The sequence below is a fragment of the Enterobacter cloacae complex sp. CDL013 genome, from assembly GCF_049238805.1.
Taxonomy (GTDB): Bacteria; Pseudomonadota; Gammaproteobacteria; order Enterobacterales; family Enterobacteriaceae; genus Enterobacter; species Enterobacter hormaechei_C.
Genome location: NZ_JBMKGT010000007.1, coordinates 299,868 through 314,316, shown reverse-complemented (window position 1 = coordinate 314,316; position 14,449 = coordinate 299,868). Strand labels below are relative to the sequence as shown.

The 14,449-nt window shown below is 51.4% G+C and carries 13 protein-coding genes and 5 pseudogenes; 11 read left to right on the top strand and 7 right to left on the bottom strand.

Features of this window, described 5'->3' with window-relative positions; translation table 11 throughout:
• From ACOTXD_RS16605 to dbpA, 6 genes are all read left to right on the top strand, one after another.
• Positions 1-1,317: a VasL domain-containing protein gene (locus ACOTXD_RS16605; protein WP_421766467.1), complete on the top strand. Its 1,317-nt coding sequence runs from the start codon at positions 1-3 to the stop codon at positions 1,315-1,317.
• A 28-nt stretch (positions 1,318-1,345) separates the two neighbouring features.
• Positions 1,346-1,834: a hypothetical protein gene (locus ACOTXD_RS16600; RefSeq protein ID WP_045895852.1), complete on the top strand. Its 489-nt coding sequence runs from the start codon at positions 1,346-1,348 to the stop codon at positions 1,832-1,834.
• Positions 1,835-2,150: 316 nt separating this feature from the next.
• Complete coding sequence (locus ACOTXD_RS16595; protein WP_421766466.1) at positions 2,151-3,281, top strand: methyl-accepting chemotaxis protein; 1,131 nt, start codon at positions 2,151-2,153, stop codon at positions 3,279-3,281.
• Between the two features lie 90 nt (positions 3,282-3,371).
• Positions 3,372-4,355 (top strand): zinc transporter ZntB, encoded by a 984-nt coding sequence (gene zntB / locus ACOTXD_RS16590; protein ID WP_023314230.1) that lies wholly within the window; start codon positions 3,372-3,374, stop codon positions 4,353-4,355.
• Positions 4,356-4,635: 280 nt separating this feature from the next.
• Entirely contained in the window at positions 4,636-4,782 is a 147-nt protein-coding gene (locus tag ACOTXD_RS16585) for a hypothetical protein (protein WP_275427718.1), read from the top strand.
• Positions 4,783-4,839: 57 nt separating this feature from the next.
• Positions 4,840-6,213 (top strand): ATP-dependent RNA helicase DbpA, encoded by a 1,374-nt coding sequence (dbpA, locus tag ACOTXD_RS16580; RefSeq protein WP_061856434.1) that lies wholly within the window; start codon positions 4,840-4,842, stop codon positions 6,211-6,213.
• 43 nt (positions 6,214-6,256) lie between these two features.
• Here the strand turns inward: dbpA and ttcA are convergent, their stop codons facing one another.
• The 3 genes and pseudogenes from ttcA to ACOTXD_RS16565 form a co-directional block, all read right to left on the bottom strand.
• Positions 6,257-7,192 carry a tRNA 2-thiocytidine(32) synthetase TtcA gene (gene ttcA, locus ACOTXD_RS16575; RefSeq protein WP_003856923.1) on the bottom strand — a complete coding sequence of 312 codons (936 nt, stop codon included), beginning with the start codon at positions 7,190-7,192 and terminating at the stop codon, positions 6,257-6,259.
• Between the two features lie 49 nt (positions 7,193-7,241).
• Positions 7,242-7,700, bottom strand: a pseudogene (locus ACOTXD_RS16570) (tyrosine-type recombinase/integrase); the annotation flags it as partial.
• 8 nt (positions 7,701-7,708) lie between these two features.
• A pseudogene (locus ACOTXD_RS16565) lies at positions 7,709-8,736 on the bottom strand (IS3 family transposase).
• A gap of 72 nt (positions 8,737-8,808) precedes the next feature.
• Here ACOTXD_RS16565 and ACOTXD_RS16560 point away from each other — a divergent pair.
• Positions 8,809-8,976 (top strand): annotated as a pseudogene (locus tag ACOTXD_RS16560) (DUF4113 domain-containing protein); the annotation flags it as partial.
• 134 nt (positions 8,977-9,110) lie between these two features.
• Here the strand turns inward: ACOTXD_RS16560 and ACOTXD_RS16555 are convergent.
• Both ACOTXD_RS16555 and ACOTXD_RS16550 read right to left on the bottom strand, forming a co-directional pair.
• Positions 9,111-9,992 (bottom strand): arginase family protein, encoded by an 882-nt coding sequence (locus tag ACOTXD_RS16555; protein WP_023314224.1) that lies wholly within the window; start codon positions 9,990-9,992, stop codon positions 9,111-9,113.
• Between the two features lie 37 nt (positions 9,993-10,029).
• Positions 10,030-11,124, bottom strand: coding sequence for an NADH:flavin oxidoreductase (locus ACOTXD_RS16550; protein WP_023314223.1), 1,095 nt, complete (start codon positions 11,122-11,124; stop codon positions 10,030-10,032).
• A gap of 102 nt (positions 11,125-11,226) precedes the next feature.
• Between ACOTXD_RS16550 and ACOTXD_RS16545 the strand changes: the two genes are divergently transcribed.
• Entirely contained in the window at positions 11,227-12,111 is an 885-nt protein-coding gene (locus ACOTXD_RS16545; protein WP_047055462.1) for a LysR family transcriptional regulator, read from the top strand.
• An 86-nt stretch (positions 12,112-12,197) separates the two neighbouring features.
• Here ACOTXD_RS16545 and ACOTXD_RS16540 read toward each other — a convergent pair.
• Together ACOTXD_RS16540 and ACOTXD_RS16535 are read right to left on the bottom strand one after the other, a co-directional pair.
• Positions 12,198-12,867, bottom strand: a pseudogene (locus ACOTXD_RS16540) (SOS response-associated peptidase).
• Between the two features lie 323 nt (positions 12,868-13,190).
• A pseudogene (locus ACOTXD_RS16535) lies at positions 13,191-13,388 on the bottom strand (tyrosine-type recombinase/integrase); the annotation flags it as partial.
• 71 nt (positions 13,389-13,459) lie between these two features.
• Between ACOTXD_RS16535 and ACOTXD_RS16530 the strand changes: the two are divergent.
• The 3 genes from ACOTXD_RS16530 (at position 13,460) to ACOTXD_RS16520 (ending at position 14,436) form a co-directional block, all read left to right on the top strand.
• Positions 13,460-13,591 carry a hypothetical protein gene (locus tag ACOTXD_RS16530; protein ID WP_255301129.1) on the top strand — a complete coding sequence of 44 codons (132 nt, stop codon included), beginning with the start codon at positions 13,460-13,462 and terminating at the stop codon, positions 13,589-13,591.
• 221 nt (positions 13,592-13,812) lie between these two features.
• Complete coding sequence (locus ACOTXD_RS16525) at positions 13,813-14,010, top strand: hypothetical protein (RefSeq protein WP_003856931.1); 198 nt, start codon at positions 13,813-13,815, stop codon at positions 14,008-14,010.
• A 3-nt stretch (positions 14,011-14,013) separates the two neighbouring features.
• Positions 14,014-14,436, top strand: coding sequence for a GFA family protein (locus tag ACOTXD_RS16520; protein ID WP_061856075.1), 423 nt, complete (start codon positions 14,014-14,016; stop codon positions 14,434-14,436).
• The last annotated feature ends 13 nt before the right edge of the window (positions 14,437-14,449 follow it).

The following is a 14,449-nucleotide window of genomic DNA, read 5'->3' as shown; positions in this document are numbered from 1 at the left end:
ATGACAATAAATTCTGAACGCCAACTTAAAACCGCCGGGGATCCGCGCACGCTTGCGGATTACGCTGCCTTGCGCGACGAAATGAACAAGCTCACCCATCCGGCACGCCCGGATGTTAACTGGCAACATGCGGAAACGCTCTGTCTGTCACTGTTCGAGCATAACGGTGTGGAGCTACAAACGGCTGCCTGGTATACGCTCGCCCGCACGCATCTTGCCGGACTCTACGGCATGAATGAAGGGCTGGCGCTACTGGCTGCCCTGGTCGTCCGTCAGTGGGGTAGCCTCTGGCCACAGCCTGTTCATGCGCGAGTTGAAATCCTCAGCGCACTGAGCAAACGCCTGCAACAGGTGATGAGAACGCTGACGTTGACGTATGCCGATTTAGGGCAGCTTTATCAGGCTGAGGAGAATCTGAACGCTCTGAGTGACATGTTGCAGCGCCTCGAACTTAAGCATGCTGCTCAGCTTGATGCCCTGCGCTCGATGATGCAGAACGCAGCAGTGCGTCTGGAAAACAGCGAAAATACGGGCGTAAGTCTGCCGGGGAACGCGGTGGGGGCCGCGGAACTCCACCTCACAGAACCGACAGAGCGTTGTAAAAGGGTTTATGTGGTTCAGCCCGAGCCGTTGCTGAATAAAGAGCCTCCTGTATCCGTGAAGCAGTGGAAGCCATTTGCTGCGGGTATGTTGTCCATGCTGGTGGCTGCCAGTGTTGTCGCAGTGGGATGGCAGATGATGCATGCGCCAGATTCGGCGCAAATGCAGCTGGCCGCGTCCCTGGCTCCTATACCTGAAGGACTCTCTACAGCACAGTTGCAGGCGCTGCAACAAACGTCACCGCCACCTGAACCGGGGATCAGTAAGACACAGCAGATGTTAGCGCAGCTTTTACACCTGAAACCAGACTGGGCAGTAAGCTACGGCGACCGTCTGGTGCAGCAGGCGCTGACGCTGTGGCCTGAAGAGGCCAAACCCCTGGCGCAACAGTGGCACAAGCAGATTAGCGTTGCCGGACTTGCAGAATCAGATCTGAATGGCTGGCATCAGGGGATGACGCAGTTACAGCAGTTGACGAACAGGCTAAACGCGCTGGATGAACAGAAGGGGAAGTACATGACGGTGAGTGAACTGAAATCAGCCGTGTTTGCCATGTCGCAGTCCTTCAGCCATACCGTTCCGCTTGAGGAGCAGCTTCGTCTGCTTTCTATTTTACCTGCCGGGCAACCCCTGTCAGCAGCGCAGCTAAACCAGACCGAACAGCATCTTCAGCAGTTGATTGCCAGCTATGCTCTGCTGAAGCACCAAAAAGAATAATGAGACTGGCGAAAAACACGGAGTTGACATGTCAGCAAGAGAGCGTTTTTTTAAGAAAGTGCAACAGAGTATCGGGGACAAACCGATCTATGTTAATACGGCTGAGGCCGAAGTCAGGGCGTTTTGTGAGCGGATGGAGGATCTTGCGCAGCAAATCATTACATGGTTTGAAGGTTCTGGTATTGAAATATTTTTATCTAAAAAACATATCACCGATTTAAGTACGGTTGGCTACAGCCTTAGTAGCGGTATATGTCGTTATGCTATTACGACGATCATTTTGCAAAATGGGGATCGCAGCGTCACCATTATGCCAGAACAGGTGATCAGGGGGGCGGAGAAGGGGTGTGTGACGATGAGTATTACTGTCCCCGATAGTCTGTCGGGGGCGAGGATATTCCATTTAAGCATGGCGCCTGAAGCAGGCTGGTATATTCGTCGCGGGCATCAAAGTGCAAAAGAGAATATCCTCATGACTGAGGACTGTTTTTTCAAGACTATCGACTGTCTGGCCTGAACGTCAGCCACCCTAACGGAAGGGGCGTGCAATAACGTAGTTAATATATATTAACTACGTTAACTTATTAAGCACCACTAAACATCGGCACTCTACAGTATCTCTCCTTAAATATATAATTACCGTTATTGAAGGAGTATCAGTAACCAAACGACAAGCCAGATATTTACCGTAACACATGCTTTTTATCCGCCTTAAGTAAAACTGCACATATCAAACTGCAAAACAACAAACCAGCGACGAACGTGAGGACAAATTCGTATGGCAATGCTATAACCCTTAATGCCAACCAAAATATAATGCCCCAGGAAAACGTATGCTAAGAAATATTAGTGTCAGAACGTTCATTGTCTATTTCCTTTTATGTGTATTTTTGGTAAGTGATGGAGTTATAGCGCTATTTTCACGGAATTCTTCGCTTTTTATTGCAGTCATAATTGTACAATTCATCGCCTTATTTTTACTCTGGGCGTACATGACAAAATATCTTGTGACGCCGATCAATACTGTGAAAAAAAGTATTGTAGAAGTGACGTCAGGCAAACTTGGCGTGTCGATACCTGAATTTGGCAACAACTGTGCGGGACGTCTGATCCCGGGGATTAATAGTCTCTCCAGCAACATTGCAACGCTGGTCCGTGAGATCCGCGCCTCCTCGCAAACCGCGATGACCCTGTCAGATCAACTCTCTTCACGCAGCGCGCAGCTTTCCGTCAAAACAGAACAGCAGTCAGCTTCGCTGGTGCAAACGGCAGCCAGCATGGAAGAGATGGCTGCAAGTACAAAAAATAATGCCGACAATACCCGTTTAGCCAGCGAACAGGCGAATCTCGCGACGTTGCAGGCGCGTAAAGGCGGAGAGTTAATGGGGCAGGTCGCGAACAATATGCAGTCGATTACCGACTGCGCCCAGCAAATGACAGAGATTATCTCGCTGATTGACGGTATCGCTTTTCAGACCAATATTCTGGCGCTTAACGCCGCCGTTGAAGCGGCAAGAGCGGGCGACCATGGTAAAGGGTTTTCTGTGGTCGCGGGCGAAGTGAGAAGCCTTGCGCATCGTAGCGCCGAAGCGGCAAAAAATATTAAGTCATTGATTGAAGTTACCAGCCATAACGTGACACAGGGCGTTAACGTGGTCTCTGAAGCCGAAAAAAATATGCATGATATTGTTACCGGTTCGGGCAATGTGAGCAGACTGATGGATGAAATATCCGCCTCAACATCAGAACAGGAAAAAGGTATTTCACAAATTACGCAGGCATTGTCTGAGCTTGAACGCGTAACGCAGAGCAACGTGTCGATGGTTGAAGAACTCAATGGATCGTCAGATGTGCTGCGCAATCAGGTGATTGAGCTCCAGACACGAACACGTAATTTCCGTCTGGAAAATGAGCTCCAGGCTGACAATGCGTTAAGAAGCCGCGAATGGGCGGTGAATTCCTGAGCGTATTCAGGACGATGCCTCACATAATTATTGCTTAACCCTCGGCGAAAGCTAGACTGACACCGAAAGAGATAAAACGGTGGAGGCGCTGTGGAGAGCATCAAAGGGTCTGAGGTTAACGTACCTGACGCAGTTTTTGCATGGGTGTTTGATGGACGTGGCGGCGCAAGGCCGCTTGAAGATCAGGATCATATCGACAACGAACATCCATGCTGGCTGCACCTCAACTACACGCACCCGGACAGCGCCGAGTGGCTCGCGTCCACGCCGCTATTGCCCAACAACGTTCGGGATGCGCTGGCGGGAGAAAGTCTCAGACCCCGCGTCAGCCGGATGGGTGAGGGGACGTTAATTACGCTGCGTTGTATAAACGGCAGTACGGATGAGCGTCCGGATCAGCTGGTGGCCATGCGTGTTTATATGGATGAACGGCTGATTGTTTCCACCCGCCAGCGAAAAGTGCTGGCGCTGGATGACGTCATTAACGATCTGAAAGAGGGCACGGGACCAACGGATTGCGGCAGCTGGCTGGTGGATGTGTGTGATGCGTTGACCGATCATGCCAGCGAGTTTATAGAAGAACTTCACGATAAAATCATCGATCTGGAAGATAACTTGCTCGATCAGCAAATCCCCCCACGTGGTTTTCTGGCGTTGCTGCGTAAACAGCTCATCGTGATGCGCCGCTATATGACCCCCCAGCGCGACGTTTATGCGCGACTGGCCAGCGAACGCATGAGCTGGATGAACGACGATCAGCGCCGCAGAATGCAGGATATCGCTGACCGGCTCGGACGTGGTCTGGACGAGATTGACTCATGTATTGCCAGAACGGCAGTCATGGCGGATGAGATAGCCCAGGTAATGCAGGAGTCGTTAGCCAGGAGAACGTACACCATGTCGCTGATGGCGATGGTCTTTTTACCGAGTACCTTCCTGACGGGGTTGTTTGGCGTAAACCTCGGAGGGATCCCCGGCGGTGAATATCACTATGGCTTCACGACATTTTGCGTCATGTTAGTGGTTTTGATTGGCGGTGTTGCGTGGTGGTTGCATCGTAGTAAATGGCTGTAAATTTACGCTTTTCTGTGGCAGAGTCGGCTTCAAAACGACATTTTAATTGAGCGAAGTCAATAAACTCCGACCATGTTAGGTGCAATATTACTCCCGCAGGTGAATGCAACGTCAAGCGATGGGCGTTGCGCTCCATATTGTCTTACTTCCTTTTTTTGATTTACTGCATAGCACAATTGATTCGTACGACGCCGACTTCATAGTCGGCTTTTTTTTGCCTCCTGTTTATCTGCGTCTACCCTTTATGGGTCAGCACCCTAATCTGGAGGAAAAGATGAGTATGCTACTTGCCCTGCAACGCCTGAACACCTGGCAGTCCGATCCGGTGCCCACCGATCCGACGCCGATACCCGATCCTGTCCCACGTCCGCAGCCGATGCCTGATCCACCGCCGGATGAAGAGCCGATTAAATTGTCGCATCGTTAGCGCAGATCTGCGAGGATACGCGCCATCTGACTGCAATCATTACTACGAGAGTATATTGTGACCGCTTTTTCCACGCTGAACGTTCTGCCTGAAGCCCAACTGGCTAACCTGAATGAGTTGGGCTACCTCACTATGACCCCTGTCCAGGCCGCCGCGCTGCCGGCTATCCTTGAAGGCCGTGACGTGCGCGTGCAGGCGAAAACCGGCAGTGGAAAAACGGCTGCATTCGGGCTAGGCCTGTTACAACACATTGATGCAACCCTGTTTCAGACTCAGTCCCTGATACTCTGCCCGACGCGCGAGCTGGCCGACCAGGTCGCGGGTGAGCTGCGTCGTCTGGCGCGTTTTTTGCCTAACACTAAAATTTTAACGCTCTGCGGCGGGCAACCGTTTGGTGCGCAGCGCGATTCCCTTCAGCACGCGCCGCATATCATTGTGGCAACGCCGGGCCGTCTGCTCGATCACCTGCAAAAAGGCACCGTTTCACTCGATGCACTGCAAACGCTGGTGATGGATGAAGCTGACCGCATGCTGGATATGGGCTTCAGCGATGCGATTGACGAAGTGATCCGCTTTGCGCCAGCCACGCGTCAGACGCTGCTCTTTTCTGCCACCTGGCCTGAGGCGATTGCGGCGATCAGCGGGCGCGTGCAGAAGAACCCGCTGACCATTGAAATCAATACTGTCGATGCGTTGCCGGCGATTGAGCAGCAGTTCTTCGAGACATCGCAGCAGGGCAAAATTCCACTGCTACAAAAATTGCTGAGCCAACACCAGCCAGCGTCCTGCGTGGTGTTCTGTAATACCAAAAAAGACTGTCAGGCGGTGTGCGATGCCCTGAATGATGCCGGGCAGAGCGCATTATCGCTGCATGGTGATCTGGAACAGCGCGATCGCGATCAGACGCTGGTGCGTTTCGCTAACGGCAGCGCTCGCGTGCTGGTTGCAACGGATGTGGCGGCCCGTGGTCTGGATATTAAATCGCTTGAGCTGGTGGTGAATTTCGAACTGGCATGGGATCCGGAAGTGCATGTTCACCGCATCGGGCGTACCGCACGTGCGGGTAACAGTGGTCTCGCCATCAGCTTCTGCGCGCCTGAAGAGGCGCAGCGCGCCAATATTCTTGCGGAAATGCTGCAACTGAAACTCAACTGGGTGAATGTCCCAGGTAATATCAGCATCGCTCTGCTGGCGGCGGAAATGACCACCCTGTGCATCGACGGCGGTAAAAAGGCCAAAATGCGTCCCGGTGACGTTCTGGGGGCGTTAACAGGGGATATCGGTCTCGACGGGGCAGATATTGGCAAGATCACGGTCCACCCTGCGCATGTCTACGTAGCGGTTCGCCAGTCGGTTGCGCATAAGGCCTGGAAACAGTTGCAGGGCGGGAAGATTAAAGGGAAAACCTGCCGCGTTCGACTGCTGAAGTAAGCTTAAAACGCGTCTCAGAAACGATATCTGAGACGCTGCCAGGTTACTTGACTTCTACCACGTTCAGGCGCAGTTCATCGAATTGCGCATCCTCTTCCTCTGGCTGCCAGCCAGCAGGCTGCATCGGGATCTCTTCGCGATCAAACGCCAGATCCCCGCCATTCACCACCTCTGAACCGTGGTTAATCCCTTTGAAATCGAACAGTTCAACGTCGGCGAGGTGCGAAGGCACCACGTTCTGCATGGCGCTGAACATGGTTTCGATGCGGCCCGGATAGCGTTTATCCCAGTCACGCAGCATGTCGCCAATGACCTGACGTTGCAGGTTCGGCTGTGAGCCGCACAGATTGCACGGAATGATAGGGAAGGCTTTGGCCTGAGAGAAACGCTCAATGTCTTTCTCGCGGCAGTAGGCAAGTGGGCGGATCACGATGTGTTTGCCGTCGTCGCTCATCAGCTTCGGTGGCATTCCCTTCATTTTGCCGCCGTAGAACATATTCAGAAACAGCGTTTGCAGAATGTCGTCCCGGTGATGGCCAAGCGCAATCTTGGTGGCACCCAGTTCGGTTGCGGTGCGGTACAGAATGCCGCGACGCAAACGTGAGCAGAGCGAGCAGGTCGTTTTGCCCTCTGGGATCTTCTCTTTAACAATGCCGTAGGTATTCTCTTCTACGATTTTGTACTCAACGCCCAGGTTATCAAGGTACTCCGGCAGGATATGCTCCGGGAAGCCAGGTTGTTTCTGATCGAGGTTAACCGCGACCAGGGAAAAGTTCACCGGTGCGCTTTGCTGTAGATTACGCAGGATCTCCAGCATGGTGTAGCTGTCTTTACCGCCCGACAGGCAGACCATGATGCGATCGCCTTCTTCAATCATGTTGAAGTCTGCAATGGCTTCGCCCACGTTACGGCGCAGTCGCTTTTGCAGTTTATTCAGGTTGTATTGCTCTTTCTTTGTATTTGATTGATTTTCTTGCATTTATTACTACCTTCGGAGCCAATAGGGGCATAATAGGGGCAAAAATTTTTTAGCGTGCGAGCTTATCGTTAAGCATCAGCACCTGTTCGCCATTCATTTCTTCAATCCACGCACCGTAGACTTCATAAACCATTTGCGCGTTTTCATGCCCCATTTGGCTGGCTATGAAAGACGGGTTAGCGCCGGCAGATAAAAGCCAGCAGGCAAAAGTATGCCGCGTATGGTACGGATTCCGGCGGCGAATACCAGCACGTTTTACAGCTGCGTTGAATCTCGCACCGATGCTTGATAAAGAGTAGTAGGCTTTCTGCTTGCCCTTGCGCATCCTGGGCATGAAAACAAATCGCAGGTTTTGATATTCCATCGCACCATACTCGCGGTGATGAAAAACAATCTCGGTTTTGGGCTGTAACGAAGTCAGTGTACGCTGTGCCTTCAAGGCCTCTAGTGCTGGCTCTAGTAGCGTGATAACTCGATCACCTGCATCGGTTTTTGGTGGGACGAACATTGAAGTGGTCAACTAAAACTGGCCACGGCTTTAGAGTTTTTCCAGTATCGGTTTTCCGATTCGTTTGGGGGTAACCCACCGTTATAGTCATGCGGCCTTACCGAACTGTAAAACCCGACGATATAGTCTGTGATCGCATGAGCTGCTTCGCTAAAGTTTATATAGCCTGTCACTGGCACCCACTCGTTTTTCAGACTTCTGAAGAAGCGTTCCATCGGGCTGTTATCCCAGCAGTTTCCGCGTCGGCTCATACTTTGCCTGATCCGGTAACGCCACAATAACTGCCGGAACTGCCTGCTTGTGTAGTGGCTACCCTGGTCACTGGGGAACATTACTCCCGCTGGTTTACCTCGGGTTTCCCACGCCATTTCCAGCGCTTTGATGGTTAGCTTGCTGTCCGGTGAGAATGACATTGCCCAGCCTACCGGTTTCCTGGCGAACAAATCGAGAAAGTGGGTGGGTTGCTGACAACTAACCAGTCCCGGTTCTTTCATGAGTCTGCCGGCAAGCCAGCGTCCCATTCTGAAACCTCTCAGGGTTGCCATAATGGCGATACTCCTCGCGCCAGCAGAGCCATGGCTAATGTTATGCAGCTCCAGAACCTGGCTACGTAATACAGCCCGCTTGCCGTCTGGCTTTTCGGGGCTTTTCACCCAGTATTTGTAGCTGCTGCGATGAACCCCGAACACCTGGCAGAGTGTGACCACAGGATACTGCGCTCTGAGTTTCTCGATTAACGAGAACTGTTCAGGGAGTCTGACATCAAGAGCGCGGTAGCCTTTTTTAATATGTCGTTTTCCATTTCAATGCGTTGTAGCTTTTTCTTTAGCTCACGTATTTCAATCTGTTCCGGGGTTATAGGGGAGGCTTAAGGTATTTTACCCTGTCGTTCATCCCGTAACTGCTTTACCCATCGCGTCATGGTAGAAAGCCCCACGTCCATAGCACTGGCCGCAGCTGCAACGGTGTAGTTCTGATCAAGGACCAGTTGAGCGGATTCGCGTTTAAACTCTGCGCTGAAATTTCTTTTTTTCATTGGGACACCTGTATTGTTCTGAGATGAGCATATCTCCTCTGTTCAGGTGGCCAAATTCAGTAAACCACTTCAGCCGGAAGCGAAAGGTTGATGGAAGTGCTCGATCACCTGAACGCTAAAGATGGAAAAGGCACGCTCTACTTTGCCGGGCAGGGAATACAGCAGCAGTGGCAAATGAAGCGAGAAATGCTGTCGCCTCGATATACCACGAGATATTCAGATTTGCTTAGAGTCCGATAAATAATACTGATGTCTTAGTCCGCTCTGTGCCAGAAGCGGACAATGGAATGTGAAAGTTGCAGTACTTCCAATACGTTATGTAAGTAGTCCGCACATCATGTAATCGAATGTGCAGACCACATTAGATCTGGCCTTCACTCGTTCATGATGGGAATCTTCTTAAGAAACTCTTTAAGATTCCAGGCATCCCAAGGCAAATGCTCAGTAATACCAATGATCACGATTTCGGTTTCAGCAGATACATCACGGATTATTCTAAGCGTCTGGGCGAGATTTAATTTTCCTACTGGATACACCGCCTGCCAGTCAAACTCAGGCTCGGGTTCGGCGAACAGCAGTGAACGGAAGACGTCCGGATTCAATACATCCAGATCCAGATGCACAGCAAGTTTGCGGATATTCTGTTCTTTTATCCAGCTAGTAATCTTGTCGCTGTTCTCGTAAAGCTCGCCCGGTCGGGCTATCCGCAGACCAAGTGCGTTGATAAAGGCTGTCTCCTGCTCAGTCAGCCCCTCTTCAATCAGACCGGCATACATAACGCGAGAGGGCTTCACCGGGGTCTTCACTTTAGAAGCGAACTCCGGATCGCCACCGCCCAAAAGATTTCCCAGCACCATTGTATGGCCGTTGGTAAAGTCGACTGGTGTTTTCACATCAGGGTGTGAATCGATCCACAGTACACCCATGTCACCATTGTGCCTGTCGTTCATCCAGGCAAAGGGAGCCTGGTCAACAAGACAGTCACCGCCAAACACCACAATATGATCTGGCTCTTCCTTTTCCAGGATAGCCAAGGCCTCATCATGCTGGCTGAGTAACTGCTGGCGATAAAGCAAACCTTCTTCAGGTTCTGGCGTGTCCGGATTGAATTCCGGTATGCTTATGGTGTGCAGAGGAGCGCGCGTCTCTGGAGAGAGCCAGTGCAGCAGCCGGGCACCAAATCCGTAGAGCTCCTGATTGCCTCCCTGCCACTGTGGAAATAAAATCCTGATCGTCTTTTTCGTCTTGTCAGTCATTTTGACGTCCTTTATTAGTGCCGATGGTAAATAACAATTAAAATCGTTCTTTTTCCTTGATGTCTGCAACCGGTGAAAGAATATCGTCAGGCAGATCGTGAAGCGGGAGACCGCAACGGACCTTTCGTGGCCAGTCAGGATTTGCTAATGCTGCCTTGCCGATAGAAACAAAATCAGCGCCCATATCCAGTAATTTTTCTGCCGTTTCACCGTCATCCAGCCCACCGTTAGCAATGATGATGGTCTCCGGAGCGGCTTCACGGGCAAGCTCAACAAGGCTCTTGTCGCTGTTCTCGAATGCAGGCAGCCAGGATTTGTATTCGGTCACATGGATATAGTCCACGCCGGCATCGGCGAGCAGACCGAAGATTTTCCTGGCACCGTCCTCACCTTCTTTCCATTTATGATGAAAATCGTTTACTTTTCCCTGCGAAATCCTGACGCCCAGCGTCTTTTCTGCGCCAATTTTACCGCGCACGGCACGGATAACTTCCAGCGTAATGGCCAGCCGGTTTTCCAGGGAACCGCCCCATCCATCAATACGCTGGTTGGTATAGTCTGTCAGGAACTGGTCAAGCAGGTACCCGTTCGCCGCATGGATCTCAACGCCGTCAAATGTTGCATCACTGACGGCGAGCTCCGCGCTGTCGGCAAAGCTGGAGATGATGTCGCGGATCTGCTCTTCACTGAGTGTCCGGGGAGTGCGGTATTCCCCGGAACCATAGTAGAACTCAAGCTGCTGCCCTTTAGGTTTCACGGCGGAAGGACCGGCAGAGTCCGGACGGTAGATATTTTTCTGAGACAATGCGCCGGCATGAATGAGCTGGGCTATGACCCGTGCACCGCGCTGATGTGCTTTTTCGACAATATTTTTCCAGCCGCAGATCTGTTCTTCATTCACGATGCCTGGCTGAAACGCATAGGTCTGTGACCACGCCTGGTCAATGTAGATCCCCTCGGTGATGATGGCGCCGAAACCTCCCCGGGCAAAGCGGGAGTAGTAATCCTGCATCTTTTCGCCCGGTACGCCGGTTTCAGACGCGGAGATACGCGTCATAGGGGCAACCATGATGCGATTGCGGAACAGAGTGCGGTTAATAAATGTGGCTTCGAATAATGATGCGTGGCGCATGGTGACTCCTTGGTAACAATTATAATAAAAATAATTATAATGCCGTTATCCGTAACGTTATACTGGTAAGAAATGCATCACTGTATAACGGAAATAGATAAAATGAATCTTCGTGACGTCGAACTGTTCATCGTTCTTGCGGAAACCTGCAATCTTTCTCAGGTCGGGCGCAGACTTGGCATGAGCGCGATGAGCGTGTCGCGACATCTCGCCCAGCTGGAAAAGGATTTAGGCGCGCGTCTGTTTCAGCGCACGACCCGCGCGGTGTCGCTGACCAGCGAGGGTGAAGAATTTCTTCCCTATGCCAGAACCATGATGGAAGCAGAGCAGGGCGCACGGATTATGTTCAGCGAGGACGCTGGCGGGGCGTCAGGCCTGCTGAAGATCACGGCACCCTCCGGCATCGGCCGGCGTTACATACTTCCCCTGCTGCCTGACCTCATGGAACGGAATCCAAAGATGAAAATCGATCTCAACCTCAGTGATGACGTGGTGGATATCGTGGGTCAGGGGTACGATGTGGCCATCAGGGTTGCCCCGCTCAGGGATTCGAACCTGATTGCCCACAGACTCAGCAGCAACCCCCGGGTCCTCTGTGCCTCACCTGCTTATCTGTCCCAGCACGGGATTCCCACCACTCTGGCAGAACTGACCAATCATCAGTGTTTGAGAACGGCAATGGTGTCTCAGTGGACATTTGTGAAAGATGGGAACCTACTCAGTCATTTATTTGAGCCACGGTTCATTTGTAACAATGTAGAAGGTGTCCGAAGTATGTGTAAGGCCGGAGCGGGCCTGGCACAACTAACAAAAGCAGATATTCACTCTGAACTGGCAAGCGGAGAACTCGTCGAAATATCACTTAATGATGCTGATTGCCACATGCTGGCAATATGGGCGCTGTTTCCGACAAAGCGCTACCTGCCATGCCGCGTTACTGTCTTTCTAGATGCTTTAAAGTCTTCGCTGAAGAGACTTATGTCATGAATATTAAGTTCAACTTTTGGAGAGTGATAAAGTCATAATGTCCGCATTTCGCTCATTTCGAACATGACAGATTTCTTTTGACCTTACTATTTTGATGCCTTGACTAGCTCCGGACCCTGGTTTTTCACATTCCCCATGGCACGCGTCACGGCGTGCCAGATAAACTTGTCGGCTGGCACAGCGCCGTCGGCTGCTATCTCCTCAGCTTCTTTACCGCCTAGGTCCTGACGCATCCACTCACGTGCCGCTTCTGCAGACAGAACCAAGGGGCGGCGGTCGTGAATGTCGACCAGTCCTTTATCAGCTGCAGACGTCACAATCAGAAATCCCTCTGCTTCATCTCCACGTTTGAAAGGCGTGCTGCCGATCGCTGCCATGAAAATGGGTTGGCCGTCGGCGCGGTGAATGAAGTAGGGCTGTTTCTTGTCTCCTTCCTTTTTCCATTCGAACCAGCCATCAGCACAACAGATCGCCCGGCCATGCTGCCAGAGGTTTGAACATTCGGCTGGTGGCCGCGGTTTCGACGCGCGCGTTAATCGGTGGCGGCTTATCCCACCACCCGGGCGCGTAAACCCAGAGCACCGGATCGAGGTGCAGTTGTTCGTCGCGTTCGCTCAACAGCAGAACCTTGGTTCCAGGCGCGACGTTGTACCGGCCAATAGGTTCCGGGTCGTATGCGATGTTGCGATCGGCTTCATCAACCAGGTAAGCCAGATATTCTTCACGGGTTTGTGCTTGTGCAAAACGTCCACACATAGAAACCTCCAGTCAGTCAGACTGAAAGTATATGGCAGGGAGAAAAAGTAGGGGACACTGGCTAAAGTTAGGGGCAAATTTAGGGGCAAAACTGAGGAATAGGGGCAAAAAAGGGCATTAAAAATGTATTACTGGGTAGCTTTAGGGAGAAACTGCTATGCTTTAACTAATTGAATAAATTGACAAAACGAAAGCAAGCAATGAGTTAACAAAATCAGCGTAGCTTATTCAGGTTGTACTGTTCTTTCTTGTTAATCTCTTGATTTTGTTGCATCTATTCGTTACTCAGATCTCAAATGGGGCACAGGGTGAGGAAAACGATTTCAAAGCGTCAGCTTCGTGTTCATCTCTTCTATCCATGTAGCATAGATTTCATACACCATCTGCGCATTTACGTGCCCCATCTGGTTAGCGATAAAAGACGGGTTTGCGGCTACCGGTAAAAACCAGCATGCGAAAGTGTGTCGTGTATGGTACGGATTGCAGCGCCGAATGCCAGCACGATTTACAAATGAGCCCCACAGGAGAAGTTTGGTTAAGACTGAAGGGTTGTCTACACTTACAGCTTACGCAGTAAAAAACGGAGGTGAAAATGACTGACCGTCCCGTTCATGGTGACCATCCTGATTATAATCCCAGCCCGGATAACCCGGAAAAGGATGGAAGAAAACCGAAAGATGATCCTGGCTCAGCGCCTGAATCAGGCGATAAAGATCCAGAGTAATGACCAACCGCCTTTACGAAGGCGGTTTTAACACCCATTACGGCCTCTCTACGCGCACCGCTATTCACGTTATCCTCATCAACGTCGTCTGATAACCGCTCAGAATCCATCCCTTTTTTGCCGGATGAACGGGTGAGATAAAGCACGGATCTCATTCCCGCGTACCAGCGCGTTTTACAGTTCTCCTGCTACGCTTTTGAGGGGGACAAGGGAGCGCTTCTATGAAAAATAAAGACGAGCAGACAGGATTAGTTGGGCTGGCGATTGGTGCCGCCGTTATCGGGCTGGTTTCATCCCAGAAGATCATCAACCGTGAAAGTATTGTCGATGAACTGGTAAGGCTCGGCAGGCAGAAGGGGGATGGTGTCGAAGATGAGGTCTTTTTAAAAGCGGCTGAGTTAGTGAGAAAAGGGGTATAAGCGATGGCTGACATTCGTCATGCACAGTGTCATTGTGGGGCGGTGAAATTTACGGTTGAGCTGACGGACGGCCTGAATACCGCACGTCGATGTAGCTGCTCGTTTTGCAGGATGCGTGGGGCGGTCGTGGTTTCAGCGCCTTTGACGGGCATTAAGGTGACGCAGCGCGCGGACACGCTCACAGAGTACCGTTTCAACACCGGCACGGCGCGCCATTTCTTCTGTTCGATTTGCGGTATTTACACGTTCCACCAACGACGTTCCAATCCCAATGAATATGGTGTGAATGTCGCCTGTCTGGAAAATGTCACGCCATTCGACTTCCCGGAAGTGGCGGTAATGGATGGAGTAAATCACCCTATGGATGGCGACAGCGGGGTATTTGGCTATCTCTCTTTCCGTAAAGAACAGACGAAACAGCGATGAAAACTAGCCCGCA

What these genes read in the sequence shown, in the direction of transcription:
- ACOTXD_RS16605 (WP_421766467.1), top strand. Translation starts at nt 1, where the DNA reads ATGACAATAAATTCTGAACGCCAACTTAAAACCGCCGGGGATCCGCGC.
- ACOTXD_RS16545 (WP_047055462.1), top strand. Translation starts at nt 11,227, where the DNA reads ATGAATCTTCGTGACGTCGAACTGTTCATCGTTCTTGCGGAAACCTGC.
- ttcA (WP_003856923.1), bottom strand. Translation starts at nt 7,192, where the DNA reads ATGCAAGAAAATCAATCAAATACAAAGAAAGAGCAATACAACCTGAAT.
- ACOTXD_RS16530 (WP_255301129.1), top strand. Translation starts at nt 13,460, where the DNA reads ATGACTGACCGTCCCGTTCATGGTGACCATCCTGATTATAATCCCAGC.
- ACOTXD_RS16595 (WP_421766466.1), top strand. Translation starts at nt 2,151, where the DNA reads ATGCTAAGAAATATTAGTGTCAGAACGTTCATTGTCTATTTCCTTTTA.
- ACOTXD_RS16550 (WP_023314223.1), bottom strand. Translation starts at nt 11,124, where the DNA reads ATGCGCCACGCATCATTATTCGAAGCCACATTTATTAACCGCACTCTG.
- ACOTXD_RS16555 (WP_023314224.1), bottom strand. Translation starts at nt 9,992, where the DNA reads ATGACTGACAAGACGAAAAAGACGATCAGGATTTTATTTCCACAGTGG.
- ACOTXD_RS16600 (WP_045895852.1), top strand. Translation starts at nt 1,346, where the DNA reads ATGTCAGCAAGAGAGCGTTTTTTTAAGAAAGTGCAACAGAGTATCGGG.
- ACOTXD_RS16520 (WP_061856075.1), top strand. Translation starts at nt 14,014, where the DNA reads ATGGCTGACATTCGTCATGCACAGTGTCATTGTGGGGCGGTGAAATTT.
- ACOTXD_RS16525 (WP_003856931.1), top strand. Translation starts at nt 13,813, where the DNA reads ATGAAAAATAAAGACGAGCAGACAGGATTAGTTGGGCTGGCGATTGGT.
- ACOTXD_RS16585 (WP_275427718.1), top strand. Translation starts at nt 4,636, where the DNA reads ATGCTACTTGCCCTGCAACGCCTGAACACCTGGCAGTCCGATCCGGTG.